The sequence below is a fragment of the Marinobacterium mangrovicola genome (assembly GCF_004339595.1).
Classification (GTDB): domain Bacteria; phylum Pseudomonadota; class Gammaproteobacteria; order Pseudomonadales; family Balneatricaceae; genus Marinobacterium_D; species Marinobacterium_D mangrovicola.
Genome location: NZ_SMFU01000011.1, coordinates 285445 through 307008 on the forward strand (window position 1 = coordinate 285445; position 21564 = coordinate 307008).

20 protein-coding genes are annotated in these 21564 nt (G+C 57.6%); 12 read left to right on the top strand and 8 right to left on the bottom strand.

The features are described 5' to 3' along the window. Positions 1 to 54 precede the first annotated feature (54 nt). A complete protein-coding gene (locus CLV83_RS18365; RefSeq protein ID WP_132295957.1) occupies positions 55 to 1002 on the top strand; it encodes a helix-turn-helix transcriptional regulator in 948 nt (315 codons plus the stop codon). Between the two features lie 26 nt (positions 1003 to 1028). Here the strand turns inward: CLV83_RS18365 and CLV83_RS18370 are convergent, their stop codons facing one another. The 4 genes from CLV83_RS18370 to CLV83_RS18385 all read right to left on the bottom strand — a co-directional run bounded on the left by CLV83_RS18370 (position 1029) and on the right by CLV83_RS18385 (position 4717). After that, entirely contained in the window at positions 1029 to 1637 is a 609-nt protein-coding gene (locus tag CLV83_RS18370) for a TetR/AcrR family transcriptional regulator (protein ID WP_207894944.1), read from the bottom strand. Between the two features lie 526 nt (positions 1638 to 2163). Next, a complete protein-coding gene (locus CLV83_RS18375) occupies positions 2164 to 3138 on the bottom strand; it encodes an NAD(P)H-dependent flavin oxidoreductase (RefSeq protein WP_132295963.1) in 975 nt (324 codons plus the stop codon). 3 nt (positions 3139 to 3141) lie between these two features. Beyond that, positions 3142 to 3912, bottom strand: a complete 771-nt coding sequence (locus CLV83_RS18380; RefSeq protein ID WP_165900349.1) for an enoyl-CoA hydratase/isomerase family protein — start codon at positions 3910 to 3912, stop codon at positions 3142 to 3144. Between the two features lie 178 nt (positions 3913 to 4090). Further along, on the bottom strand, positions 4091 to 4717 hold the full coding sequence (locus tag CLV83_RS18385; RefSeq protein ID WP_132295969.1) for a TetR/AcrR family transcriptional regulator: 627 nt from the start codon (positions 4715 to 4717) through the stop codon (positions 4091 to 4093). A 100-nt stretch (positions 4718 to 4817) separates the two neighbouring features. Between CLV83_RS18385 and CLV83_RS18390 the strand changes: the two genes are divergently transcribed. The 10 genes from CLV83_RS18390 (at position 4818) to CLV83_RS18435 (ending at position 16744) form a co-directional block, all read left to right on the top strand. Beyond that, positions 4818 to 5693, top strand: a complete 876-nt coding sequence (locus CLV83_RS18390; protein WP_132295972.1) for a branched-chain amino acid ABC transporter permease — start codon at positions 4818 to 4820, stop codon at positions 5691 to 5693. A 4-nt stretch (positions 5694 to 5697) separates the two neighbouring features. Next, positions 5698 to 6795, top strand: a complete 1098-nt coding sequence (locus tag CLV83_RS18395; RefSeq protein WP_132295975.1) for a branched-chain amino acid ABC transporter permease — start codon at positions 5698 to 5700, stop codon at positions 6793 to 6795. Beyond that, the gene (locus tag CLV83_RS18400; RefSeq protein ID WP_132295978.1) at positions 6792 to 7568 is read left to right on the top strand and encodes an ABC transporter ATP-binding protein; all 777 of its coding nucleotides are present in this window, start codon (positions 6792 to 6794) and stop codon (positions 7566 to 7568) included. Before CLV83_RS18395 ends, CLV83_RS18400 begins: the two co-directional genes overlap by 4 nt. After that, positions 7565 to 8326 carry an ABC transporter ATP-binding protein gene (locus tag CLV83_RS18405; protein ID WP_132295981.1) on the top strand — a complete coding sequence of 254 codons (762 nt, stop codon included), beginning with the start codon at positions 7565 to 7567 and terminating at the stop codon, positions 8324 to 8326. The genes CLV83_RS18400 and CLV83_RS18405 overlap by 4 nt, the downstream gene beginning before the upstream one ends. 5 nt (positions 8327 to 8331) lie before the next feature. After that, entirely contained in the window at positions 8332 to 10140 is a 1809-nt protein-coding gene (locus tag CLV83_RS18410; RefSeq protein ID WP_243642434.1) for an AMP-dependent synthetase/ligase, read from the top strand. A gap of 31 nt (positions 10141 to 10171) precedes the next feature. Next, entirely contained in the window at positions 10172 to 11341 is a 1170-nt protein-coding gene (locus CLV83_RS18415) for an ABC transporter substrate-binding protein (RefSeq protein WP_132295987.1), read from the top strand. A gap of 103 nt (positions 11342 to 11444) precedes the next feature. Then, entirely contained in the window at positions 11445 to 12608 is a 1164-nt protein-coding gene (locus tag CLV83_RS18420) for an acyl-CoA dehydrogenase family protein (protein ID WP_132295990.1), read from the top strand. A gap of 79 nt (positions 12609 to 12687) precedes the next feature. Then, positions 12688 to 14850, top strand: coding sequence for a fatty acid oxidation complex subunit alpha FadB (fadB, locus tag CLV83_RS18425; protein WP_132295993.1), 2163 nt, complete (start codon positions 12688 to 12690; stop codon positions 14848 to 14850). Between the two features lie 10 nt (positions 14851 to 14860). Further along, positions 14861 to 16045 (top strand): acetyl-CoA C-acyltransferase FadA, encoded by a 1185-nt coding sequence (fadA, locus tag CLV83_RS18430; RefSeq protein ID WP_132295996.1) that lies wholly within the window; start codon positions 14861 to 14863, stop codon positions 16043 to 16045. 141 nt (positions 16046 to 16186) lie between these two features. Next, positions 16187 to 16744 (top strand): DUF2889 domain-containing protein, encoded by a 558-nt coding sequence (locus tag CLV83_RS18435; protein ID WP_165900351.1) that lies wholly within the window; start codon positions 16187 to 16189, stop codon positions 16742 to 16744. Positions 16745 to 16782: 38 nt separating this feature from the next. Here the strand turns inward: CLV83_RS18435 and CLV83_RS18440 are convergent, their stop codons facing one another. The 4 genes from CLV83_RS18440 to CLV83_RS18455 form a co-directional block, all read right to left on the bottom strand. Continuing rightward, positions 16783 to 17184, bottom strand: coding sequence for a MaoC family dehydratase (locus CLV83_RS18440; protein ID WP_132296002.1), 402 nt, complete (start codon positions 17182 to 17184; stop codon positions 16783 to 16785). A 3-nt stretch (positions 17185 to 17187) separates the two neighbouring features. Continuing rightward, the gene (locus CLV83_RS18445) at positions 17188 to 17643 is read right to left on the bottom strand and encodes a MaoC family dehydratase N-terminal domain-containing protein (RefSeq protein ID WP_132296005.1); all 456 of its coding nucleotides are present in this window, start codon (positions 17641 to 17643) and stop codon (positions 17188 to 17190) included. A gap of 62 nt (positions 17644 to 17705) precedes the next feature. Next, positions 17706 to 18350: a response regulator gene (locus tag CLV83_RS18450; RefSeq protein ID WP_132296008.1), complete on the bottom strand. Its 645-nt coding sequence runs from the start codon at positions 18348 to 18350 to the stop codon at positions 17706 to 17708. Continuing rightward, positions 18343 to 19440: a PAS domain-containing sensor histidine kinase gene (locus CLV83_RS18455; RefSeq protein ID WP_132296011.1), complete on the bottom strand. Its 1098-nt coding sequence runs from the start codon at positions 19438 to 19440 to the stop codon at positions 18343 to 18345. Before CLV83_RS18455 ends, CLV83_RS18450 begins: the two co-directional genes overlap by 8 nt. Before the next feature lie 275 nt (positions 19441 to 19715). Between CLV83_RS18455 and CLV83_RS18460 the strand changes: the two genes are divergently transcribed. After that, a complete protein-coding gene (locus CLV83_RS18460) occupies positions 19716 to 21506 on the top strand; it encodes an acyl-CoA dehydrogenase (protein WP_132296014.1) in 1791 nt (596 codons plus the stop codon). Positions 21507 to 21564: the final 58 nt, after the last annotated feature.

Here is a 21564-nt window from a genome sequence, read left to right on the forward strand (position 1 = left end):
CCCGGTGGAGGTTAACCAGCGAAGCGTGTGATGCCATAACAAAAAGGGATCTCTATGCTGAACCAGAATGCTGAGAAAGGGGGAGCGGCATCTGCTGACTCTCTACGCTCGATGTTGAGCCAGTATGCGGGTCTGGATATCAGTGCAGCGCCCAGTGGGCGCGGCTTGGAGGCTCGCTACCGTAAACTGGGTGATGTTTCTCATCTGTGTCTAAAAGGGGCTCTCGCCAGCGATGCGCTGGCCGTACGTGCCAAAACCTATACCCTGCTGCTGAGTGGTAGCGGAGAGCTGGGATTTGAACGCTCAGGAAGCATCGAGACACTTGCTGCCGGTCAGGCGGTATTGCTTTCGCCAGGAGAGAGGGCGGAGCTCTCATTTAGCGCCAGTGAAATCTGTTATTTCGTTTCCTTCGGACGCGAGAGCATGAACCGGGTGCTGGCCGAGATGGATATACTGGCCAGCGTTGTTAGTCTGAGCATCGAGAAAGGTGTGGTTGCTTTTGGCGAGAGCTCTGATATCGGGCGCTATATCGACGCGCTGATGTCACGGGCTGATCAGGGGGAGTTCGACAAGATAAGCGTTCATTACAACGCCATTATCGGCATGTTGATCCTCGAATCCTTTGTCTCTCATAAAAACCGGCTTAACGATACGGGTAGTGGTGAGTATGTCGGCAGTATTAAAGAGTATATCTCAAAGAATATAACCAGTGATCTCAGTGTGGAGGCTTTGGCCGATTATATCGGTGTCAGCGACCGTCAGATCTACACAATATTTGGTGATCTTTATGGCATGACGCCGGGGCAATACTTTAAACAGGTCCGCGTTTATGCGGCACATAAGGAAATATCAAACTGCAGCACCCGTGAGAATATAACTAACCTGGCCTTTAAATATGGATTCAGTAATCCGGGCCGCTTCTCTCAGCAATATAAAGAGTATTTTGGCGAGCTGCCGTCACAAACCATGCGTAAGCGGTTAACAGGAAGCGCCCTCAGATAGAGGGCGTTTTTTATTTCACTTTTCTTTTATGGCTTGTTGGCCAGTTCATCCCGCTTCGGGCACTTCATCAACGGGCAGTTGGAAACCAGGAACTCGGCGATACGCTCGGCCATCTCCTGGCGATGCTTGTAGTCTTTGTCGAAGTGGATCAGCGAAGTGGAGACGATATAGGCGTACACCAGATTGGCCAGGTCATCCGCGCGCACATCCGTATGCCCCAGCTCCTTGAAGATCGTCTTGATGAACGAGAGCCGGTAGTTGTCCACTTCCTCGACACATTCGCGTGCCAGTGAATCGCGTCTGGCCCAGGCACGAATAGATATCTCGATAGAGGCGGCCTCCACAGCGCTGCTGCCTTTTACCGGCAGGTTCATCAGGTAGATGATCTGTTCAAGCGGGCTGGCAGCGCCTCGCTGCAGCCGGTCTATGATCTCTTCGGTGGCCCGCAGACGCCATTTTTTCAGGATCCCTTCAAGCAGATCTTTACGACTGTCGAAGTGGTGGTAGAAGCTGCCGCGGGTGATCTTGAGCTTCTTGGCCAACTGGTCGACGCGAACCTGGTCAATACCGCCAGTGGCGAGAACCTTGATGGCAGCGTTTATCCAGGTGTCGCGGCTGAGTTTGTTTGTCGTCATCTTGAGCCAATGAGGTGCAAGTAGGTCGTTAGGTTGGTTGCCTGGCATCTATAAGCAGAGCCTGGCGGCGCGGCAAAATCGGTTAAATGAAACCGCTATAGCGATCATTTATTAACGATAATGCAACATTAAAATTTCGATAAAGAACAATATACACAGATTTGATCTTTTTTCAATATATGATGGCCTGTTTTTATTTTGTTTATTTTGGGTTTTTTAACGGGGTTGTTTTATTTTAAATAAAATCTAATTTTATGGTTTTATATTTTTTCGGTTTGAAGATTTTTTAATTTTTGGTTTTTTTGTAAAATTTTTATAAACGTTTTAAATTTTTATTGTTTATAACAAAATCAATTTTTCAAGAGGCGGAGATAAGTGGGTTTTAAGATGGTTACGGCTATTTTGGCAGGTACGGCGATGGGACTTGTTCGAGAGGGTAGTTTAAAACGGCTTTAAAAAACAGCGGGAGGGCGGAGTTTAGACCGACCTCCCGCTTTTTCAGATCAACAATAGATCTTCAGGGTGATCAGCCCAGTTTTTCGTTCAGTGCTTTGTAGGCCGCGTTGAACTCGCTTTCCAGGCGATCCACGACCGCGGCTGTGGTCGGCACATCGCGGATAACGCCTATACCCTGGCCAGCGCCCCAGATATCTCTCCAGGTCTTGGATTCTTCACCGGAGGAAACCTTGGTGACATCGCCCTTGTCGCCGGACAGGGCGTTCGGGTCCATGCCCGCCTGCAGGATAGAGGGGGTGAGGTAGTTGCCGTTTACGCCGGTGAAGTGATCGGTGTAGGTGATATCGTCCGCACTGCTGTCACAGATCATCTTTTTGTAGCCGTCGACAGCATTCGCCTCTTGGGTGGCGATAAACATGGTGCCGGCGTAACCGCCGTCGGCCCCCATGGCCATGGCTGAAAGGATGCTGTCGCCCTTGGCGATGGCGCCGGAGAGGAACAGCGGGCCATCAAACCATTCACGGATCTCCTGCACCAGAGCAAACGGAGACTGCACACCGGCATGGCCGCCGGCACCTGCGGCTACGGCGACCAGGCCGTCTGCGCCTTTCTCAATCGCCTTTTTGGCAAATTTATTGTTGATCACATCATGCAGTACCACGGCGCCGACCGAGTGGGCGGCATCGTTGATTTCGGTGCGCGCACCCAGAGAGGTGATCCAGATCGGCACCTCGTGCTTCACCAGAATGGCGATGTCCCGCTCCAGCCGCTGGTTGGTACTGTGGGCGATCAGGTTCACGCCGAACGGCGCCGCCGGGCGCTCCGGATGGGCTTCGTTGTGTTCGGCCAGCTCTTTTTTGATGCGCAGGATCCATTCTTCAAGCTGGATCGGTTCGCCTTCTTTCTCCCGCGCGTTGAGCACGGGGAAAGTGCCGACAATCCCGGCTTTGCATTGTGCGATAACGAGTTCCGGTCCTGAGATGATGAACATCGGGGAGCCGATAAGGGGAAGACGCAAGTTGTCGAACAGTGAGGGGAGTGCCATGACTTAGGCTCCTTTGAAGTTGGGTTTACGTTTTTCGAAGAAGGCCTGAACGCCCTCGCGAAAATCTTTGCTGTCGAACAGGTTGGTCTGCTCACGGGCTTCGGCGGCGAAGGCGTTGTCGTAGCTCATGCCGTCTACCGCACGCAGCAGGCGCTTGGTCGCCGCATTGGCCAGCGGAGCGCCCTCGGCGATGCGCCGGGCCAGGCCGAGGGTTTCCTCGGCGAGTTGCTCGGCCGGATGTATGGAGTTGGCGAGGCCCAGATCGACGGCTTCAGCAGCAGGGGTTTTGCGACCCTCAAGAATCGCCTGCAGGGTGCGCTTGTAGCCCAGCCCTCGGTGCAGCAGCCAGGTGCTGCCGCCATCCGGTACCAGTCCTATGGCGGCAAACGCCATATAGAGGGTGGCCGAATCGCTCATGGTCATCAGGTCACAGTTCATCGCCAGGGCGGCGCCAATGCCGGCAGCGGAACCATGTACCTGAGCGATCCAGATTTTCGGCGACGAGGCGATGGCCGAGAGAATAGGGCGGTACTCCTGCTCCAGCATCAGCGAGGCAGGGCCGTCTATTTTCTCGCTCAGGTCGGTGCCGGCACTGAAGCCGGGTCCATTACCGGACAGAATGACCACGCGGATCTCGTCATTCACATGAATCTTCTGGATCGCCTGCTTGAGCGCATCCCTAAGCTCCCTGTTCATGGCGTTAAACACGTCTGGCCGATTGAGGGTGATGCGTGCGACAGCGCCGTCAACATCAAAACGTAGAGTGTCAGTCATTAACTTCCTCTTATTATTCTTTAGCGCCGGGGCGAAGAGCCCGGCGGCTGTTGCCATCCCAATTGAGCAGGGAGGGCAAAACTGTTGCGCACCTCCAAAACGGAAAGCGCTCCAAGTTCAGGTCACCGGGGTGGATCTGGAAGCTATCCGCCCCGGGTAAAACCGGGGTATGTCTGAATCATTTGGCGTAAGGATCGAAAACGCTGAGCCGCGGCAGCGGCGCCAGCTCTTTTTCGGCAATCTGTTTTGCCTCGGCAGGATCGATACCTATGCCGCGCAGCACGATCTCTGCGGTTTCCGAGCCGGCCTGTCGCCAGGTGCGGTGGCCGTCGAGCACCAGGCTCATAGCGCCGAGGGTCGATCCACCGACGGTGGCTGCCACCGAAGCAAGCTGTTTCATTTCAAAGCTGAAACGACCGGACTCAACGCCACGGCGTAGCTCTGCGGCGGGCATGCGGCCCCAGAAAGCACCGATCTTGGGGTCGATAATCGCGTAACGTGCAAGGAATCGGCCCCAATCCGGTTCTTCATGGGTGCGCCTCAAGCTCAGCCGAATAGCGGCGGAGATCTTCTCGGCCGGGTCTTTCATATCTGCCGTTACCTGCCCGAACGACTCGTCCAGTTCCTTGCCGATCATTTCGCACACAGAGTCGAACATCGATTCGGGGTACTGAAGATTGTTGTAGACGGTCCCGCGCGATAGCCCCGCCTCCCTGGCCACGTCACTCACAGTCAAAGAGGTGCCGCCCATTTCAGCGAAGATTTTCATGGCTGCGTGGTGAATTCGTAGGCAGGCGCTGTTCATGTTTTTCGGGTCCTTGGTGATACAGTGTTGACACATAATAAACAGATGTGTTCAAAATAAGTCAACAATACTAATAAAAAACCAACGCAGGAGGCTCTTCATGGAGCTGATTCAACTAGCCGTCGGCGGGGTGGCAAATGGCTGTATCTACGGCCTTGTCGCCCTCGGGTTCGTGCTGATCTACAAAACATCCGAAGGCGTTAACTTCGCCCAGGGTGATCTCATGATGCTCGGCGCTTTCGTGGCGTTAGGGCTCGGTAACTCCGCCCAAATGGGGCTTTCTTTCTGGCTGGCAGTGCCCCTGGCTGTCTGCATCATGTTCTGTGTGGGATGGGGCGTCGAACGGGTCGTCGTAAGGCGGATCTTCGGCCAGCCCCAGTTCGCGCTGGTCATTCTTACCATCGCCCTGGGCTTCGTCTTCCGCTTTGTGGCGGGGTCGATCTGGGGTTACAGCCCACTGGTTCTGGAAACGCCGTTCAATGGCGTGAACCTGCGCTTTGGCGAGCTTGTTATCTCCATGGCGGACCTGCTCACCATCGTTATTACCCTGGCGTTGACCTTCGGGCTCTGGACCTTCTTCGCACATACACGCATCGGGTTGGCTGCGCAGGCGGCGAGCCAGAACCAGATGGCGGCGTACATCGTCGGCATACCGGTGATGAAGGTGAACTCGCTGATCTGGGGGCTTTCCGGTGCCGTCGCCACGGTAGCCGGTGTGCTCTACGCCACCCGCGGTGCCATCGACCCGAACATCGGTCTGCTCGGTATCAAGGCGTTTGCCGCCGCGGTGATCGGCGGGCTCGGTTCTCTGCCCGGTGCACTGCTGGGCGGGATGCTGATCGGTGTCGTCGAGCCGATCGCAGGGCGTTACGCCCCGGGCGGTATAGCGATCATGTCGCCTTACATCATCATGCTCGCGGTGCTGGTTACCCGCCCCGGCGGGCTCTTCGCTCAGATTCACATGAAGAAGGTGTAACGCCATGCGAGTTGTCTTCAAAACAAGTTACGACCGGGATATCGATTTGCACGAGCATGGTCTCGACCGCGGCAAAATGCTGGGGCTCGTCGGGCTGATGATTCTGCTGCCGTTTCTGGTCAACGATTACTACCTGGCCGAAGCGGCCAATACGCTGATCTGGGCACTGGCCGGGATGGGGCTGATGATCGCCGTGGGTCACACGGGCCAGGTCAGCCTTGGTCATGCCGCCTTCCTGGCGATCGGTGCCTACACCGATGCGGCACTTATGAATGCGGGCGTTCCTTTCCTGGTCGCGTTTCCGCTGGCAGGTCTGCTGACCGGCTTGTTCGGCGCCGTGATCGCCATACCGGCGGTGCGAATGTCGGGGATTTACCTGGCGATCGCTACGCTTGCGGTCTTCGTCATCGTCGAGGAGCTGATCCTTCTGCTGGAGCCGATTACTGGCGGTGTCAGTGGTATTGCCGCGCCGTCGATTACGCTTTTCGGTATCAGCTTTGACCGTTATGGCGAGCTGCATAACTTCTACTGGCTGATCCTGGCGGTGGTGATTCTCGTTACCTGGGGCTATGCCAACCTGATGCGCAGCCCCACTGGACGCTCCTTTCTGGCGGTGCGCGATAGTGAGGTGTCAGCCCGTGCCATGGGGATCAACGTCACCCGCACCCGAGCGCTGGCCTTCGGTCTCTCCTCCGGTGTTACCGGGCTTGCCGGTGCGCTGATGGGGCATTACATCGGTTTCTTCAACTACGAGCTGTTTTCGGTCTTTATCTCCATCAACCTGCTTCTTGTTGTCACCATCGGCGGTCTTGGCTTTATCCAGGGCGCGTTTCTCGGCGCGGTGCTGATTACCGGCATGCCGCAGGTGATCGCGATTCTGCGTGATGGTCTGAATGCCAGCGTTGGTGTGGATCTGGGGTCGATTCCGGGTCTGGATACGGTGCTGTTCTCGGTGATTCTGATCCTGTTCATCATCTTCGAGCCCACCGGGCTTTACGGCCGCTGGCTCAAGATCCGCACCTGGTTCGAGCTGTTTCCGCTGGCGCGGCGTGACATGTTCCGCCGTCACAAGACCTACCTGAAAACGGAGCGCATGAAATGAGCCTGCTAGAAGTTGAAGATCTCGCCGTGCATTTCGGCGGTGTCAAAGCGGTGGATGGTGTCTCCTTTGCGGTGGATCAGGGCGAGGTGTTTGCCATCATCGGCCCGAACGGCGCCGGCAAGTCCACCATATTCAACCTGATCAGCCATATCTATCAGCCGACGCGGGGCCGCATCTGTTTCGATGGTGCCGATATCACCGGCTCCAAACCCCAGGATATGGCCCGCCTCGGCATAGCGCGGACCTTTCAGAATATCGAGCTGTTCGACCACTCCACGGTGCTAGACAACCTGTTGATGGGGCGTCACACGCACCGTCAGTCCAACTTTATTCAGGACATCCTGTTTCTGCCCAGCGTGCGTCGCGAAGAGCGTCTGCATCGCGAGCGGGTAGAGGAGGTGATCGAGTTCCTGGAGCTTGAAGCCTATCGCAACAAGCGGATCGAGGGCTTGCCCTATGGCGTGCGCAAGATCGTCGAGATCGGTCGCGCCCTGGCGATCGGTCCCAAGCTGATTCTGCTGGACGAGCCCGCATCGGGGCTGTCGGTGGAAGAGACCCAGGACGTGGCGTTCTGGATCGAGGATATGCGCCGCGATATGGGGCTGACGGTACTGATGGTCGAGCACGACATGGGACTGGTGTCCCAGGTGTGTGACCGGGTGCTGGCCGTGGCCAACGGCAAACCCCTGGCGCAGGGAACACCGCATGAAGTTCAGGCCGACCCTCATGTGCAGGCGGCTTATCTGGGTACTCCCGAGGAGGTGGCCGTATGACCGTGCTTTCCGTTCGCAACCTGGAAACCTTTTACGGCGCGATCATGGCGCTACGTGGCGTTTCCATCGACGTAAAACAGGGTGAGATCGTCACCATTCTCGGCGCTAACGGCGCCGGCAAAACAACGCTGATGAAAACCATCGCCGGGCTCATGGAACCGGAGAAGGGCAGTATCGAGTTCAACGGCAACTCCATTTCCGGCCATGAACCGGACCGCGTCGTGGCGGAAGGTGTGGTGCTGGTGCCGGAGGGGCGGGAGGTTTTCCCCTATCTCACCATTGAGGAAAACCTGCGCCTGGGCGCCCATACCCGGCGCGATAACTATGCCGAGGATCTGGAGCTGGTCTACAGCTACTTCCCGATCCTGAAAGAGCGGCGCAAGCAGTCCGCCGGATATCTCTCCGGTGGCCAGCAGCAAATGTTGGCAATCGGTCGCGGGCTGATGGCACGCCCGGCGCTGATGATGCTGGATGAGCCGAGCCTTGGGCTTTCCCCTCTGCTGACTCAGGAAATCTTCGACATCATCTCCCGGCTCAACGCGGAGCAGCAGGTCACCATGCTGCTGGTTGAGCAGAACGCTCATATCGCGCTGGCCACCGCCCATACCGGCTATGTGCTGGAGATGGGGCGCATCGTCATGGGGGGCTCCACCGAGAAGCTACGCGCCTCTGACGATATTCAGGAGTTCTACCTGGGGCGTTCGGAAGAGACCGAACGGGGACAGAAACGCTGGAAGAGAAGAAAAACATGGAGATGAGCCGAATGAACACCGATGACGTCATCAGCTTCGATGGCCATTCGACCATTGTCTCGCTCTGGGTCGCGCGCTGTGCCGAGTACGGTGAGCGGACCTGTCATCGCGAGAAAAAGCTGGGCATCTGGCACGCCTACTCCTGGCGTGAGTATTACGAAACCTCGAAAAAGATTGGTCTGGCGCTGCTGGAGTTGGGGGTTAAACCCTGCGAGCCGGTGCTGATTCTGGCCGAAGATCGTCGTGAGTGGCTCTATACCGATCTGGGCGCCGCGAGCATCGGCGGTATTCCTGCCGGTGTGTACACCACGGACAGCGCCAAGCAACTGGCTTACCTTGCCAACGACAGCGGCGCGCGGGTGCTGTTTGTCGAAGACGACGAGCAGCTCGATAAATGGTTGGAGTCCGCCGATCAGATGCCCGGCATCGAGCATGTGATTGTCTACGAACGGGAGGGGCTGGCAACTTTTTCGCACCCTAAGGTGCGCTTCTACGACGAGCTGCTGGCGCTGGGTGAAAATGCGCCGGACCAGGACCGGTTCGAGCAGGCGTTGCAGAAGGTGCGTCCCGATGACCCTCGCATGATGATCTATACCTCGGGCACTACCGGCGCGCCGAAAGGGGCGATCCTGACCCATCGCAATATGGTTTATCAGGTGCTTGCGGGGCTGGAACGGTTCAACTTCAAGGAAACCGACGAGCAGCTCTGCTTCCTGCCGCTATGCCATGTGCTTGAGCGCCTGGTCTCGGTGGATGCGCCCATTGCCAACGGTTCTACGGTCAATTTCGCCGAAAGCCCGGAAACCGTGTTCGAAAACATGCAGGAGGTGAGCCCGCATACCTTCGTGGGCGTGCCGCGTATCTGGGAGAAGATCTACTCCCGCGTGACGATCATGCGCTCCGATGCAGGCCCCATCGGTGTGCGCGCCTATGACTGGGCGTTCAATACCGGGATGCGCTACTCCCAGGCAGAAAATCCCTCTGTCGGACTGCGCCTGGCCAACCAGCTGGCGCAGTGGACGGTGTTGGGTAACCTGCGCCGCATGCTGGGTCTGGCCAATGCACGCCGTGTCGCCACCGGTGGTGCGCCCTCATCGCCGGACCTGATCCGCTGGTACGGCGCCCTCGGCGTGCCGATGGTCGAGGCGTTCGGCATGACCGAGACCGGCGGTATCGCCACCGCCAATACGGTGGATGACAACCACATCACCACCGCCGGCAAGCCGCTGCCCGGATCCGAACTGAAGATCGACGACAACGGCGAGCTGTTGATCAAAGGGCCGGGGATCTTCGCCAGCTACTGGAACAAACCGGAGAAAACGGCGGAAACCTTCACCTCCGACGGTTGGTTGAAAACCGGCGATATCGGCAAGATCGATGAGCACGGTTGCCTGACCATCACCGGTCGAATCAAGGACGTGATCATCACCGCCGGTGGCAAGAACATCACCCCCACCGAGATCGAGTCGTCGCTGAAATTCAGCCCCTATATCTCGGATGCCGTGGTCATCGGCGACCAGCGCAAGTACCTCACCTGCCTGATCATGATCGACCAGGAAAACGTGGAGAAATTTGCTCAGGACCGCGCGATTCCGTTTTCCGACTTCGCCTCGCTGACCCGTGCTCAGGAGGTACTGGAGCTGATCCGTGAGGTGGTGACGACGGTGAACAAGGATTTTGCCCAGGTTGAGCAGATCAAGGATTTCCGCCTGATCGATCTGCTGCTGACCGCAGAAGACGAAGAGCTGACCCCGACCATGAAGCTCAAGCGCAGTTTCGTGAATGAGCGCCATAAGGCTCTCATCGACGATATGTACTGATCTGTTGAAGATCTAACTTGTGGAGATAACGATGAAAAATAAGAAAATCAAAGCATTGTTCCTGGCGACCTCTTTGTTCGCGACGCCGCTGATGGCCGCCACCCAGGGCGTGTCTGACGACGAAGTGAAGATCGGTGGTGCGCTGGACCTGTCCGGTATTTTTGCCCCCTTCTCGGTACCGGCTGCCGCCGCTGCCAACGCCTACTTCGATGAGGTCAACGCCAACGGCGGTGTGCACGGTCGCAAAATCAACTACATCGTCGAAGATCATGGCTACCAGGTGCCTCGTGCAGCCCAGGCCGCGAACAAGCTGATCAACCGCGACCAGGTGTTTGCGATGTTGCTCAACATGGGCACGCCGCAAAACCTGGCCATGTTTAAGCTGATGGGGCCCAAGGGGATTCCCAATCTGTCACCGATCACCAATGCGCGCCAGATGGTCGAGCCGCCGGAGCCGTGGAAATTTGCCGCGGCGTCCTCTTACTACGAGGCGGTGACCGCGGGTATGAACTACCTGGTGGAAAACGAAGGCACCAAGAGAGTCTGCCTGATGATTCTGCCCACCGATTTCGGTTCCGAGATCGAGGCGCGGGTTCAGGAGATGGCCGATGCGGGCAGCATCGAACTGGGCGTGAAGATCGGTCACAAGCCGGACGAAAGCGACTTTACCGGTGCCCTTGGCAAGGTGAAGAGCGCCGGCTGCGACACCGTCGGTCTGGCCCTGGGGGTTTCGCAAACCATCAATGCCATCTCCACTGCACGCAAGCTGGGCATGGATGATCTGAAGTTCTACGTCTCAGCCGCCGGGTTCCACACCGTGCTGGCTAAGGGGCTGATGCAGCAGGGCGTCACCGGCGGCGTCTTTGCCGGAGCCGGTACCCAGGATCTGGAAGCACGCGTCAATGAACCCGCCGTGGCGGAATGGATGGAGCAGTACAAGAAAGCCACTGGCGAGGATTTCCCCGGCACTGGCGCGATTCTCGGTCGTTCCGCGGCTGAACTGCTTTACCGGGCGCTGGAAGCAGCAGGCCCGGATCTGACCCATGAATCCTTCATCGCCGCGATGGAGAGTCTCGATTACGACGACGAGATCTCGGGCAATCACGTGGACTTCTCCACTACAGACCATGTGGGTGCCGATGAGGTGTTTATCTCCCGCATCGATAACGGTTCCTGGGTGTTGGTGGACACCATTCGTTAAGTCTCAACAGGGCGGATGGGGCGTTGCCGCGCTTCATCCTCTCCTGCAGGGAAAGCATTCAATTGAGCAAGCCCGTTAAGTAAGCAAGTCAGCGGAGGTCAGCATGTTAAAGCGCACTCTTTATAACGAAGAACACGAGATGTTTCGGGACGCAGTCCGGGCCTGGGCAAAAAAGGAGGTTTTCCCCCATCTGGAAGCCTGGAATGAGGCCGGTTGTGTCAGTCGTGAAGTGTGGCGCAAGGCGGGCGAGGAGGGGTATCTCTGCATGTACGCCGATGAGAAATACGGCGGGCTGGGTATCGACGATTTTCGTTACGACATGATTTTGCTGGAAGAGCTCAGTTCACGCGCTTCGGGCCTTTTTCTCGGCCTGCATAACCGTATTGTCGGCCCTTATCTGCAGCATTTCGCCACTGAGGAGCAGCGCGCCCGCTTTATGCCGGGTGTGGTTTCCGGCGAGACCATTCTGGCCATCGGCATGACCGAACCCGGCACCGGGTCGGACCTGGCCGGTATCAAAACCCGGGCCGTGGACATGGGCGATCACTGGCTACTGAACGGCTCGAAAACCTACATTTCAAACGGTCTGCTGGCGGACCTGGTACTGGTGGCCGCGCGCACGAATCCCGAATCCAGCCACGAGATCGGCCTGTTCTGGGTCGAAGGCGATATGCCGGGCTTCAGCCGCGGCCGCAAGCTTAAGAAGCTGGGCCTGGACAGTCAGGATACGGCGGAGCTGTTCTTTGATGACGTAAAGATCCCCAAGGAAAACGTGCTCGGCGATCCCGTTAAGGGTTTTACAACCATGATGCTCAATCTGGCAGAAGAGCGGCTGCAGGGCGCCGTCGGTTTTGCGGCCCGCGCCGAACACGCCTTTGAACTGACCCTGGAGTTTATTACCGAGCGCCAGGCGTTTGGCCAGCCGGTCGGCACCTTCCAGAACTCCCGCTTCAAGATGGCTTCCATGCGCACCGAAATCGATGCCGCCTGGGCGTTCACCGATCACTGTGCCAAGGCGCACATGAACGGCGAGTTGAGTGCCGAGATGGCGGCGGAAGTAAAGCTGTTTACCTCGGATGTGGAGGCGCGTGTGGTGGATGAATGTCTGCAGCTCCACGGCGGTGCCGGATTTATGGACGAGTACGAAATATCCCGGCTGTATCGCGATGCCCGCGTTAGTCGGATCTACGGAGGGACCTCGGAAATCATGCGCGAAATCATCGGCCGCGGCCTTGGCCTTGGCGAACCGCGGCGAAAAACGGGCTGATAGCAGCCGATCGAATTATTGACGGCCTGCGGCCTCAGGTCAGGCGGGCTGAACAAATTTATAGCAGGAGAAGCAACAGATGAGTGTTGAAACTTACGTGCGCCTTGAAGCGATAGAAGATGGATTGTATCGGCTGGTGCTGGATTTTCCGGATGCGCCGTTGAACGTACTCGGACGCAAGGCAACCAACGCCCTGGCAGAGGCCGTGGCTAATCTGCCTACCGACAAGATCCGAGGTCTGCTGGTGGTCAGCACCAAGCGAGGCTTCGTTGCCGGTGCGGATATTACCGAATTTTGTGAGTCCTTCTCCAAGGGCACCAGCGAACTGTTCGATTACGCCATGGTGGGTCAGGGGGCGTTGAACGGTATCGAGGATCTGCCTTGCCCGACCATCAGCGTGGTCCGCGGCGAAGCGCTCGGCGGCGGTCTGGAAGTGGCGCTGTCTACGGACCTGCGTATCTTCAGCAAAAACGCCAAGGTCGGCCTGCCCGAGGTCAATCTTGGCATTATGCCGGGCTGGGGCGGCTCTATCCGTCTACCGCGTCTGATCGGTGTCGATAACGCCATGCAGTGGATGCTGCAGGGGCGTCCGATGAAAGCCGACGAAGCACTGCGGGTGGGCGTTGCCAATGCGGTTGTCGATGATGCTGATCTGGAGACAGCAGCGCTGGAGATGCTCAAGAGCGCCGTGGCCGGCGATATCGACTACCGTTCCCATCGGGCCAAGAAGCTGATGCCGCTGGCGATCAGCGATCATGAACTGGAGATGGCGCTTACCGCATCCGAGGGGATGTTCGGTAACCCCAAGGTTGACCAGTACCCGGCGCCGGCGCGTATCACCCGGTCGGTGCGCAAAAGCACCCGTATGCAAAGAGAAGACGCGCAGCACCAGGAGGACAGCGACTTTATCGAGCTGGCGGCGACGCCGACGGCAAAAAGTCTGATCAATCTGTTCATGAGCAACCAGGCGCTGCGCCGTGAAAACAAGTCCTATGCCGAGGGTAGCGCGGCACCGGCCAAGGCAGCGGTGCTGGGTGCCGGCATCATGGGCGGCGGTGTCGCCTACCAGAGTGCTTCCACCGGCACGCCGATCCTGATGAAGGATATTAGCGATGGCGCCATCGAAGCGGGGCTGAAAGAATCCGACCGGCTGATGCTCGGCCAGGTGATGCGCGGGCGCATGAAACCCGAGGATGCGCTGAAAACCTGCCGTCGCATCGAGCCACGTCTCGATTACTACGGTTTCGACAGCGCCGATTTTGTGGTGGAAGCGGTGGTGGAAAATCTAAATGTGAAACGTGCGGTGCTGGCGGAGGTGGAACAGCAGGTGGGCGAAGCCACGGTGCTGGCGACCAACACCTCGACACTGACCGTGAAGGAGATGCAGGACGCCGTGCAGCGACCGGAGAACCTCTGCGGCATGCACTTCTTCAACCCGGTACACCGCATGCCGCTGGTTGAGATCGTCAAGGGTGAACTGACCTCTGATGAAACCGTCTCCCGAGCGGTCAGCTACGCCCTGGCGATGAAAAAACTGCCGATCGTGGTCAAGGACTGCTCCGGCTTTCTGGTGAACCGCATCCTCTTCGCCTACACCCGCGCATTCTTTGAACTGGTCAACGAAGGTGTCGACTTCAGCCGTATCGACCGACTGATGGAGAAGTTCGGCTGGCCCATGGGACCTGCGGCCCTGAACGATATGGTCGGGATGGATACCTGTGTGCACGCATCCAAAATCGTTGGTGATGCCTACCCGGATCGTATGAGCGATTTCCGCAATGCCGCGGACCTGCTGCTGGAGGCCGGGCGTCTGGGGCAGAAGAGCGGTGCCGGCTTCTATCGTTATGAGCTCGATAAAAAGGGCAAGCCGAAGAAAAAGGCAGACCCGGAGGTCGGTTCGATTCTTGCGCCGCTGGTGACTCAGGGGACAGAACTGAGCGATCAGCAGGTCGTCGATCGGATGATGCTGCCGTTCTGTTTTGAAGCCGCGCGCTGTCTGGAGGAAAAGGTGGCCAGCAGTGCTGGCGCTATCGATACGGCGCTGGTGAATGGCCTGGGCTTCCCGCGTCACTTGGGCGGAGTCTTCGGCTATATGGATCAGCTGGGCGCCGCCAAGTTGGTCGAACTGTCCGAGCAGTACCAGCATCTGGGCCTGGCCTACCAGCCACCTGCGAGTGTGATCGAGATGGCGACAGACAATAAGAGCTTTTACCCCTTTTCCACCGCTGTAGCGCAGCACTGAGGAGCCAGTCATGAGCAAAGATTTTAAAGATACCGATGTTGTCATTGTCGACGCTGCACGCACCGCCATGGGGCGCTCCAAGGGTGGTGTATTCCGTAACGTACGCGCGGACAGCCTGTCCGCACGCCTGGTTGAGGGTGTGCTGGCGCGTAACCCCTCCTTTGATGTGGAACGGGTGGAGGATCTGATCTGGGGCTGTGTGAACCAGACCAAGGAGCAGGGGCTGAACGTTGCCAAGGGTGTGGCGACCCTTGCCGGACTGCCGGCCGGCATCGCGGCGCAAACCGTCAACCGCCTCTGTGGTTCTTCCATGGCGGCGCTGCACACGGCGGCGGTCTCGATCAAGGCGGGCATGGGCGACAGCTTTATCGTCGGCGGTGTTGAGCACATCGGTCATATTCCGATGTTGCACGGTATGGAGCTGAACCCGGAGCTGAGCCGGACGATCTCCACTTACTCGATGAATATGGGACTCACCGCCGAAGCCCTGGGTCGTGAATACGATATCAGCCGCGAAATGCAGGATCAGTTCGCTTACCGTTCACAGCATCTTGCCTGGGAAGCCACCGAGCAGGGGCGCTTCAGCAAGGAGCTGATCGCGGTAGAGGGACATGATGCCAAGGGCAACCTGATCGGCGTTAAACAGGATGAGGTGATTCGTTCTGATGTATCGCTTGATGGTCTGGCTGGTCTGCCGTCGGTGTTCATTCCGAAAGTGGGTACCGTCACGGCAGGTAATGCGTCGGCTATTGCCGATGGCGCATCGATGATGCTGGTGATGTCCGGGGCTGCCGCCCGCGCGGCGGGTATCGACCCGATGGCGCGCATTCTCTCCATGGCCACGGTTGGCTGCGAAGCGGCCATCATGGGTATAGGCCCGGTGCCGGCGACTCATAAGGCGCTGGAGCGTGCCGGTTTGACAATCGATGATATCGAGGTAGTTGAGCTCAACGAGGCGTTCGCCGCTCAGGGCCTGGCCGTTGTGAAGGCGCTGGGGCTGATCGATCAGGTAGATGAGAAGGTCAACCTCAACGGCGGGGCGATCGCGCTGGGCCATCCCTTTGGCTGCTCAGGCACCCGTATTTCCGCCACGCTGCTGAATGCGATGGAGCAAAAGGGCGCCAGTGTCGGCCTCGCCACCATGTGTATCGGTATGGGACAGGGGATATCAACCATCTTCGAGCGGCTGAACTGATGTCGCTCTGACACTGGGTTGTTATTCTGCTTCCTGTCGGGCACGACGCGTTTATCTGGCGCCGTGCCCGGCTAAGTTAGAAAGACATCCAAGAGAATGGTGAAAAGAGGGGGCTCGAAGCCCTCCAGAAAGGGAGGTTCTATGCCCGGCAGTTTGGAGAATACAAAACGGACCTTGGTGCATAACCGCAATATCGATGTGCGCGGATATATTCGTGAGGATGGTCTCTGGGAGGTGGAGGCGGTGCTGGGCGATACCAAAAGCCATATCATCAGCCTACCCGATCGCGGGGATATTCCAGTGGGTGAGCACCTTCATTACATGAGCCTGGCGCTGGCGCTGGATGAAAGCCTGACTATTAAAGAGGTCCGGGCCAGAATGGAGGATACCCCTCATGCGGATTGCCCGGGGGCAGAAAGGTCGTATCAGGCACTTGTCGGTGTGCGGATCGGCTCGGGCTGGCTCGATGAAGCCAAGGCTGCAATTGGGCGAGTAGCAGGCTGTACTCATCTGACCGAGCTTTTACCGGTGCTCGCTACTGCGGCGATTCAGACCATTCATGGTTATAAACTTCAGCATATCGAGGGCTTTGGGCGCACGGAGAAGGATAAGCAGCGGATGCTGAATTCATGTTTCGGCTTTAGGCAAGAGGGGCGTGCGGTCGCTCATATCTGGCCTGATAGTAAGCAGGGTGAGTGAGCCACCGCTACTGCCGAGGCAAAATCTATTCGCCCCGGTTAAATCGCAACCAGGGCTTCGCCCACGAGGGTCGCTGTGCCATCGGCCTTCACGGCGCGAATCTCCACGCGGGCACACCGCTCATCGTTTATCTGAATCAGCTCCACCACTGATCCCATGCAGGTCACCACATCCTGGAGGTGAGTGATGGCCGTGAAGCGTGCGCTGAACTTGCGGATCCTTGCCTGTGGTTTCCATTGGGTCAGTAATCGCCCCAGGTAACCCATGGACAGCATCCCGTGGGCAAATACATCCGGCATGCCAGCGCCCTTGGCGAAGTCGCTGTCGATATGAATCGGGTTATGGTCGCCGGATGCGCCAGCGTACAGCGCCAGTGTGGAACGCGTTATGGGAGGAAGTTGCAACGGTGGGATTTCGGTGCCTACTCGAATATCAGCCATGGGTTAGCTCTCCGACCTTGGGTGGGTATAAATCAGCGTGCAGATCGCCCTGGCAACCAGTGTGTCAGACTGGTTCGTGTAGCTGTTTTCGATCTCGACAAACTCCAGGGCGCCGCCTTTTTTGTCAAAAATATTTTTCACACGGGAGCCTACTGTAAGCGTATCGCCGGCATACACAGGTTCAAAATACTCAAAGGCCTGGGCGCCATGAAGCACGCGGCCGATATCCAGGTTTAACAGTGTGATAACTGGCACCGGGTCCGGGCCCTCCATATCGACTGCAGACAAAAAGGTCGGTGGAGCGGGGATCGATTTATGGCCGGCTTCCAGGGCGCTGGCTTCGTCGGTGTAAATCGGATCGGTTTCGCCAATCGCCTTGGCAAAAAACTTCAGGCGTCCTTTTTCTATATCGACGCTAAAATTCGGGAATTCGTGCCCGATCAGGGAGCGATCTAACATGGGACCTCTGCCAATGGTTTATAGAGTTAAAAGGTAAACGCAACTCCTTGCCGGGTGCTGCATCAGTAACTGGTTAATGTCAGTCCATGCACCAGCGAATACTTGATGAGCTCCGCGTTGTTGGTGAGCCCGAGTTTCTCCAGAATCCTGCCGCGGTAAGTGCTCACCGTTTTTACACTGAGAAACATCTTCTCGCCGATCTCGGTTAACGAGTCACCGTCGGCGATGCATTTCAGGATGCCGAGCTCGCGTTCTGAAAGGCGTTCATGGGGGTAGCCTTTGATCTGTTCCCGCTCTTCGCCGCTCGCGAGGCAGGGGTGCTCATAGGCTTCGCCTGCTGCAAGTTTAGCCAGGGCGCTGAACAGCTCAGGAGGTGAGGCGTCCTTGGACAGGTAGCCATCGGCTCCCGCCTTGTAAGCCGCAGGCCCGAACTGACTGGCTGGATACATCGACATCACCAGTATCTTTATGCTGGGTGAACACTGACGCAGCGCATCGATATGCTCCAGTGCGTTGGTGCCGCCCAGGTTTATATCGAGCACCACCAGCTCTATCTGCGGTGTGTCCTCCAGCTGCGCCAGGGTTTCCTCGATGCTCGCAGCTTCGGCGATCACGTTAAAGCGGTCGTTGTCGGCCAGGAGTTTGGCAAAACCTGAGCGGAAAATGGTGTGGTCATCCACCAGAAGAACCTGAATCCGATCAGTCATTTTCATCTTCTCCCTGGCTTGAGTTCATATCGATGACCGGCAGGGTCAGCGAGATACGGGTGCCGCCCAACGGAGCGTTCGCTGCATGTAGCTCACCGCCATATTCGGCTGCCCGCTCGCGCATAAACAGCAACCCAAAGGAGTTTTCTCGCTTGGGCGCTGAGTCAAAGCCGATGCCGTCATCGTCGATGACCACGCTGAGCATGCCCTCGATGTGGCGGATTTCGATCACCACCTGGCTGGCTTCGGCGTGACGTATCACATTGGTCAGCGATTCCTGCACGGTGCGGTAGATCACCAGCGACTGCTCCTGGGACAGCGTCGGCAGGCTATCTTCACAGTGCAGCCTGTAACGCAGCATGCTGCGGCTGCGCTGCTGTTTCAGCAGATTTTCGATGGCTGGCAGCAGACCGAGATAGTTCAGCGTTGCGGGGTACAGCTGCTCCGATTTATGGCGGGCGAAGTCGATACTTTCCTGGGCAAGACCGATGATATCTTCGGCGATCTCGATAATCTCTCCCGGATCACTCTGGCTGAGCAGACGGGTGGCGCCGAGCTTGATCGATGTTAGCAGCCCGCCGAGAACGTCATGGATATCACGCGCCGTTTCATGGCGTTGATGCTCGCGCACCCGGTTGGCGTAGCGGCTGATCAACTGCAACTGCTGATGCGAGTTTCTCAGCTCCCGCTGGTAGTTCAGCTGTAGCGTCATGTTGACCGCGACTCCTGCCACCGCAGGCCTGCCTTCATAGATAATGGCGCGGCCATGCACTTCCAGATCGACCAGATAGCCTTCCACATGCCTGGCCTGGGTGAAGAAGCGTGCGGTTGCTCCTGGCCCCTCGCGATAGCGTCTTTCGATATGATCGCGCACCGTCTGCAGGCTTTCCGGCGTCAGTATCGGCGCGATGGGCTTATTGATGATTTCAGCGGTGGTGCGACCGGTGATGGCGGCGAAGGCACTGTTGCAGTAGCGCATCACCTCATCCTGGATGAGATAGATTCCCACCAGCGACTGTTCGACCAGTACCTGATAGGAGCGCTCGTTAAAGAACGGAGCATCCCGCTTTTTGTTGAGTTCAGGGGGCATCAAACGTCCCTTGTTGTTTTTGTTGTCAGGGCTTACTGGGGACTAACACCCTGATTATGTTGTATCCACTCAGGGCTTATCCAGCAAAGTTTATAGAATCAGAATTTTCCTACATACACTATCGTATGTTCAAAGCTAGCCTGTGACCCTACAAAGCAGCTTGATTAGACCCTGTTGCCGGGTTCGGTTCCGTTTCTGTCGGGTAGCCGTATCGGCAGAGAAAAAATCCAAGCTGCAGCCAAGAAATATAAAAACAAACGTAGGCAGGCTGACCGATGAGCTATCAAGCACCTCTGGATGAGTTGCGTTTCCTGATCAACGAGCTGGTGGACCTGGAAAAGGCCACAGGTAAGAACGATCTGGTCAGCGATGACCTGGTGTTCTCTATCTGGGAAGAGGCCGGCCGATTTGCAACAGGGGTTCTCGAACCTCTGAACCGTCCGGGAGACTGCGAAGGACTGAGATTCGAGGATGGCGAGGTCAAAACCCCCGCAGGGTTTGTCGGCGCTTATCGCCAGTTGACCGAGATGGGCTGGAACAGCGTAGGTCTGCCTGAAGAGCTCGGTGGGCAGGGGCTGCCCTGGCTGGTCAGCTCTCCGATCACCGAGATGTTCAGCTCCGCCAACAAGGCATTTAACATGTGCGCCGGACTGACCCAGGGCGCCATCGAAGCGATCAACCTGATCGGCTCAGCCTATATCAAAGAACTTTATCTTGAGCCCATGGTGGCCGGCCGATGGACCGGGACCATGAACCTCACTGAGCCCCAGGCCGGTTCCGACGTCGGCGCCATCCGCACCCGGGCGATTCCTCAGCCCGATGGCACCTACCGTATCTCCGGGCAGAAAATATTTATCTCTTTCGGTGAGCATGATCTCGCCGAAAACATCATCCATCTGGTCCTTGCTCGCCTGCCCGACGCTCCTGAAGGTGTGCGTGGCATCTCCCTGTTTCTGGTGCCCAAGTTCCTGGTCAACGATGATGGCTGCCTGGGTAACAGAAACGACCTGCAGTGCGTCTCTATCGAACACAAGCTAGGTATTCACGCCAGTCCCACCTGTACCTTGGTATTTGGCGATCAGGGCGGCGCCACGGGCTATCTGCTAGGTGAGCCCAACCGCGGCCTGGCGGCGATGTTCGTGATGATGAATGCGGCGCGCCTCACCGTGGGTATGGAAGGGGTTGCGTCGGCGGAAGCGGCGCTGCAGAAAGCCCGGGCCTACGCCTTTGAACGGGTACAGGGCAGCAAGGCGGAAGATCCGTCCACTGCTGTGGCTATTGCCGAGCATGAAGATGTGCGCCGCATGCTGATGCTTATGACCTCCCGCACCCGCGCCATGCGCGCCATGGCGATGGTGATCGCCGAAGCCCAGGATTTGTGCGAGAGCAGTGACGATACCGCCGAGTCTGCCCGGCAGCACACCTTCGTCAGTCTGATGACACCGATCTTTAAAGCTTGGGCGACGGAGTCCGCCGTTGAGGTTGCCTCGCTGGCGATCCAGATTCATGGCGGCATGGGCTTTGTCGAAGAGACCGGCGTTGCCCAGATCTGGCGGGACTCGCGTATCTGCCCAATCTACGAAGGCACCACAGGGATTCAGGCAAACGACTTGGTGAGCCGCAAACTGCTGCGGGATAAGGGCGAGGGACTATCGCTGCTGGTGGCAAAAATACGCACCACGCTGCAGGAATCCCAGGCTTTCGCCACGGAACTGCGCAAACCGATCAGTGCGCTGGAAGAGGCGCTGAACAGTCTCGAAGGCTGCGCCGAGCGGATCATCGCGCTCGGCGACTCGGGTATCGAGAACATCCGCTTTATCTCCGTTCCTTTCCTCATGCTGGCGGGTAATACCGTCGGCGGCTGGCTAATGCTGCAGTGCGCTGTGCGTGCGTTGCAGGCACGGGGCTCTGAACGCTACGCAGAGCAGACCCTCGAATCCTGGCGCCAGAGCGCAGAGTTTTACAGCCGTTACACCCTGGCCGAAGTCCACGGACTGGAGAGGCAGGTGCTCAACTATCTAGAAGACGCCGCCGCCGCGCCCGCCGCGGACATTTTTCGCTACTGATCAGATATCTGCCCGTCTCTGGTGCTCATTAAGCCTGGCCAGGAACGGATAATAATAA